Annotated in this window: 6 protein-coding genes; 2 read left to right on the forward strand and 4 right to left on the reverse strand. The window is 67.3% G+C overall.

The features are described from left to right. Window positions 1-477, reverse strand: a 477-nt coding sequence (locus G3N94_RS39305; protein WP_241022329.1) for an outer membrane protein assembly factor BamE, incomplete at its 3' end; no start/stop codon positions are given. Between the two features lie 142 nt (window positions 478-619). Between G3N94_RS39305 and fur the strand changes: the two genes are divergently transcribed. Beyond that, window positions 620-1048: a ferric iron uptake transcriptional regulator gene (gene fur, locus G3N94_RS39310; protein ID WP_124599988.1), complete on the forward strand. Its 429-nt coding sequence runs from the start codon at window positions 620-622 to the stop codon at window positions 1046-1048. A gap of 124 nt (window positions 1049-1172) precedes the next feature. Here the strand turns inward: fur and G3N94_RS39315 are convergent, their stop codons facing one another. The 3 genes from G3N94_RS39315 to G3N94_RS39325 form a co-directional block, all read right to left on the reverse strand. Then, window positions 1173-1697, reverse strand: a complete 525-nt coding sequence (locus tag G3N94_RS39315; RefSeq protein ID WP_205799588.1) for an ureidoglycolate lyase — start codon at window positions 1695-1697, stop codon at window positions 1173-1175. A gap of 14 nt (window positions 1698-1711) precedes the next feature. Further along, window positions 1712-2719 (reverse strand): allantoicase, encoded by a 1008-nt coding sequence (gene alc / locus G3N94_RS39320; protein ID WP_205799589.1) that lies wholly within the window; start codon window positions 2717-2719, stop codon window positions 1712-1714. Between the two features lie 84 nt (window positions 2720-2803). Beyond that, entirely contained in the window at window positions 2804-4126 is a 1323-nt protein-coding gene (locus G3N94_RS39325) for a C4-dicarboxylate transporter DctA (RefSeq protein ID WP_205799590.1), read from the reverse strand. Between the two features lie 226 nt (window positions 4127-4352). Here G3N94_RS39325 and G3N94_RS39330 point away from each other — a divergent pair, with 226 nt between their 5' ends. Further along, on the forward strand, window positions 4353-5075 hold the full coding sequence (locus G3N94_RS39330) for an FCD domain-containing protein (protein ID WP_124599984.1): 723 nt from the start codon (window positions 4353-4355) through the stop codon (window positions 5073-5075). Window positions 5076-5162 lie beyond the last annotated feature (87 nt).

Raw genomic sequence — 5162 nt, forward strand, 5'->3', positions numbered from 1 at the left:
TGTCGCCTGCACGGCGCTCGCGCCGCTTGCAGCGCTCGCGGCGGCTGCAGCCGCGGCTTCGGCGGCCTTCTTCGCCTTCCGGCCGCGCTTGTCGCCGTCGATGTCGGCCAGCAGGTCGAGCTCGGACGGCAGGTTGTCGGCCCCCGTCCAGCTCACGAGGCGGTCGCCCGAGAAGGTCAGCACGAGATCGCGCTGCTGGACGACGGACGTCGAGCCGCGCTTGAAGTAGAACAGGTAATCCCAGCGGTCGGCGTGGAACATGTCCGTCAGCAGCGGGGTGCCGATCAGCGCGCGAACCTGGTCGCGCGTCATGCCGGCCTGCAGCTGCGACGCTTTCTCCTGCGACACGAAGTTACCTTGCACGACCGTGATCCGGTAGGGCGTGATGCTCTGCGCGATGCGCTGCGTCACGCTGTCGTACGACGAACAACCAGCCAGCGCGGCAACGGCGACGGCAGCGATGATGGCACTCCGCATGCGGCTCCTCTGAAAGTGCAAAAGAGATTCTGGAATCATTTCCTTCACCGTGCCGGCCCGCGTCGCAGGCCGCGCGTGTTTCTGGAACGGCCAAAAGCCGGTAACATTGAAGCCCTGCATTGTACTCTAGGGATGCCTAGCCATGACCAATCCAACGGATCTCAAGAATATCGGGCTAAAGGCCACCCTACCGCGCCTCAAGATTCTCGAGATCTTCCAGCAGAGTCCCGTCCGCCACCTGACGGCCGAAGACGTCTATCGCAACCTGCTCAACGAACAGCTCGACATCGGGCTGGCAACCGTCTATCGCGTGCTGACGCAATTCGAGCAGGCCGGGCTGCTGACCCGCAGCAACTTCGAATCCGGCAAGGCCGTGTTCGAGCTGAACGAAGGGACGCACCACGACCACCTCGTCTGCCTCGACTGCGGCCGGGTCGAGGAATTCTTCGACGCGGAGATCGAAAGCCGCCAGCAGTCGATCGCGAAGGAACGCGGCTTCAAGCTCCAGGAACACTCGCTCGCGTTGTACGGCAACTGCACGACCGAAAACTGCCCGCACCGCAAGCACTGATCCGCGCGCATCGCGCACGCGAAACGGCCCGGCCGGCATCTCGCCGACCGGGCCGTCGTCGTTTGGGGCGTGCCGGACGTGGGTATGCCAGACGCGCCGCCGGGCACACGTCGCCTGACGCCCGTCAGGCCGCGCTCGTGCAGGCCGCGTCGAAATCGAGCTGCCACGCGCCGTCGAGCGGAATCTCGTCGCAGTTCGGCTGCGGGCCGCCGCGATCGACGATGACGAAATCGCTGACCGCGTCGAGTGCGAGCAGCGGATGGTGCCAGACGCCCTTCGCGTAATTCACGCCCTGCCATCCAACGGCCAGGAACGCGCGCATCGCGTCCGGCCGGAACTCTCCCGCCGGCGCGACGACGACCGCGTAGCGCGACACGGCCGCGAGCGGCACGAACGCCTGGCTGCCGTGCGGATGACGCTCCATCAGCGTGATCGCGACCGGCAGCGCGCGCGGCTGTGCTCGGAACATGCTGACGAGCGGCCGCCCGCCGTCCGCGCAGACGTCGATCGTCGCGAGATCGTGGAACCGCTCGGTCGTGCCGCCATTGATCGGAAAATGCCGCGCGCCTTCGAGCGCGATCACGTCGCCGAACGGCGCGAACGCTTCGCGGGTCAGGCGCTCGACGCGCAGGGTCTGAAGCCGGGTCATGTTCGCCTCCGCCGTCAGGCCGGTTCGCCCCACAGACGCAGGCGCGACACGCCGCCGTCCGGGAAGATGTTGAAACGCACGTGCGTGACCGGACCGAGCGCCGCGAGCGGGTCGAACGTATGGACGTGGTCCATCGACAGCTTCTGCTCGCCGAGCAGTTCGGGCCAGAACATCGCCTGCGTGACCAGCGAATCGTCGGTGCCGCCCGCGACCTGCGCAGCCTGCAGCGAACAGCGGTCCGGGAAATTGCCCTTGAAGAACGCGGTGTCGACTTCGACGCGCCGGATCACGCCCGGCCGCGCGAGCGCGACGATCGCCCAGTCGTTGCCGGGCTCGCGGCGGCGGCGGGTTTCCCAGCCGTCGCCCATGTTCACGCCGCGCCCCGGCATCAGCATCTGCGACGCCGCGCCGAAGTGCTGATTGTTCGCGGCCACCAGGTAGCCGCCGTTCTCGATCGCGGCCAGGTCGACCAGCTCGCCCTGCGGCACCTGGCGCCAGTCGCGCTGCGGCTGGCCGTACACGCGCAGCCGCGCGAGCCCGCCGTCCGGATACAGGTTCACGCGCAGGTGCGTGTACGGCTGCGGATCGGTCACGTCGACGTAGTGGTGGCTGTTGCCCTGCAGCGTCGTCGCGGGGACGATCGTGCGCCATTCGGCGTCGTCGGGCGGCGTGTCGCCGTCGGCGACGCACGCGTCGATCGACGCGGCCGGCGGGAAATTGCCGGTGAAGTGGCTCGTGTCGAGGTCGACGCCGTGGATCACGCCCGGCCGCGCGAGCCGTACCACGCAGAAGTCGTGGCCGGTCGTGCGCTTGCGGCGCGTCTCCCAGCCGTCCATCCACTTGCCGTGATCGTCGTACTTGCCGGGGATGAACACGGCCGGCTCGGGGTTCAGCATGCGCTCCTTCGGCGCGAAGAACTCGTCGCTCGCGTAGAGCGCCTTTGCACCGACGCGCGGATCGGCGAGGTTCATGTAGCGCCGCGTGAAGGCCGGCGCGTTCGGATCGAGGATGGGGGCTGCCATGTCGTCGTCTCCTGGGTTCTGGCTTTGCCGCCGCGCGCGTCGACGCGCCGGCGGCATGATGGGGCTGCGGATCGGGCCGCGCACTCAGACCGCGTGCGCGCCGTCGCCGGCGAGCGACGCCGCGGCGTCCTCCTCTTCGGCCGGCACGTAGCGCAGTTCGCGATTCAGCACGCGCTTCGCGCGGGCCCGGTCGATGTCGTTCTCCCACACCGCGACGACCACCGTCGCGACGCAGTTGCCGATCAGGTTGGTCAGCGCACGGGCGATGCCGACGAACCAGTCGACCGGCAGGATCAGCACGAGGCCGAGGACCGGAATCGCGGGAATCGCCGACAGCGTCGCCGCGAGGATCACGATCGCCGAGCCCGGAATCCCGTGTGCGCCCTTCGACGTGACGAGCGACACGAGCAGCACGATGATCAGGTCATGCGTCGACAGCGGCGTGTTGGTCGCCTGCGCGATGAACAGCACCGCGAGCGTCAGGTAGATCGAGAAGCCGTCGAGGTTGAACGAGTAGCCGGTCGGGATCACGAGGCCGACGGTCGAATCCTTGACGCCCATGTATTCGAGCTTGCGCATCACCTGCGGCAGCACCGCGTCTGACGACGCCGTGCCGAGCACGATCGACAGCTCCTCGCGCAGGTAGCGGATCAGCTTGAACACCGAGAAGCCGGCGAGCCGCATCACGATGCCGAGCACCACGCTGACGAACACGAAGCAGCTCAGGTAGAACACCGCGACGAGGTAGCCGAGCTGCTTCAGCGACGCGACGCCGTACTTGCCGGTCGTGAACGCGACCGCGCCGAGCACGCCGAGCGGCGCGAGCTTGATGATGAAGCCGATCACGCGGAAGAACACGTGCGACAGTTCCTCGATCAGCGAGTTGACGCGCTGCGCCTTGTCGCCGAGCAGCGACAGCGCCGAGCCGAACAGCACCGCGAACACGAGGATCTGCAGGATATCGCCCTTCACGAACGCGTCGATCGCGGTGTCGGGGATGATCTTCATCAGGTAGCCGGCCGTGTCCTTCAGGCTCTCGGCGTTCTTCGCGTACGACGCGAGCGACGCCGCGTCGAGCGAGCGCAGGTCGATGTTCATCCCGACGCCCGGGCGTGTGAGCCACGCGAGCACGAGGCCGATGCCGAGCGCGAGCGTCGTCATCACCTCGAAGTAGACGACGGCCTTCAGGCCGACCCGGCCGACCTTCTTCAGGTCGCCCGCATTGGCCATCCCGCTGACCACCACGCAGAACACGATCGGGCCGATGACCATCTTGATGAGCTTCAGGAAACCATCGCCGAGCGGCCTCAGCGACTCGGCGAAATGCGGGAAGAACGCGCCTAGCGCGATCCCGAGGATCAATGCGACGACTACTCGGCCAAACAGCGAATTAAGGAATTTCGACACGGCGCTCTCCTGAACCAACGGTTGCAGTTTCGTCTGTTCATACTGGTAAGACCAGTGATGTTATGGACGATAGTAGGAAGCCGATATAGTCGCGTCAAGGAAGAAAGAAATAGGGATTTCCCGCCCTGTCCCAGCCCCCTTCCGCCGCCTTCCGGCGGGGCCGGAACGCCGCCCGGATCGTGACTTACCCGTAGGCCGGCGGTGCACCGCGCGCGTGCGGATTACAATGCCGGTCAGACCGGCCATCATTCGCATCATGAAAAACGTTCCGCACACCGTGACCGACGCCGCCATCGCGACGATCCGCGACCGGATCGAGGCAGGCGTGTATCCGGTCGGCAGCCTGCTGCCGGCCCAGCGCCAGCTCTCCGAGGAGCTGGAGATCAGCCGCGCGTCGCTGCGCGAGGCGCTGTCGACGCTCGAGGCGCTCGGGATGCTGCGCATCCGCGCCGGCAAGGGCGTGTATGTCGAAAGCGCGCAGGCAACGACCGGCCATGCATGGCGGTTCGCCGAGCAGTCGTCGCTGCCCGACACCTACCAGATGCGCTACGCGCTCGAGGGCTTCGCCGCACGGATGGCCGCGCGCGTCGTCACCGACGACGACATCGCGTGGTTCGAGGACAACCTCGCCGAGCTGCACGTGACGCTGACCGAAAACGAACTCGACGACGCGTCGCAGCTCGACTTCGAATTCCACATGCGGATCATCAATCTCGCCGGCAACGCGGCGATCGAATCGATCCTGCGCAGCAGTGCCGACATCATGAAGGAGAGCCAGCGGATGCCGTTCTACCGGCGCGAGCTGCTGCTTTCGACGTGGCACGAGCATCGCGCGATCGTCGACGCGCTGATCGCGCGCGATCCGGCCGCTGCCGGCGCGGCGATCGAGGCGCACATCGCGAACGCCGCGCAGCGCGCGGGCGTGTTCTTCCCGACGCCGGGGGCGTGAGCGACTGAGCGCCCCGGGCCGGGCGACCGGCCGCTGCGGCGTTTCCGTCCTTCCGCCTTCCGCCTGCTGCCAGGCCGACACGCTGTC

The organism is Burkholderia sp. Ac-20353 (assembly GCF_017104785.1).
Classification (GTDB): Bacteria; Pseudomonadota; Gammaproteobacteria; order Burkholderiales; family Burkholderiaceae; genus Burkholderia.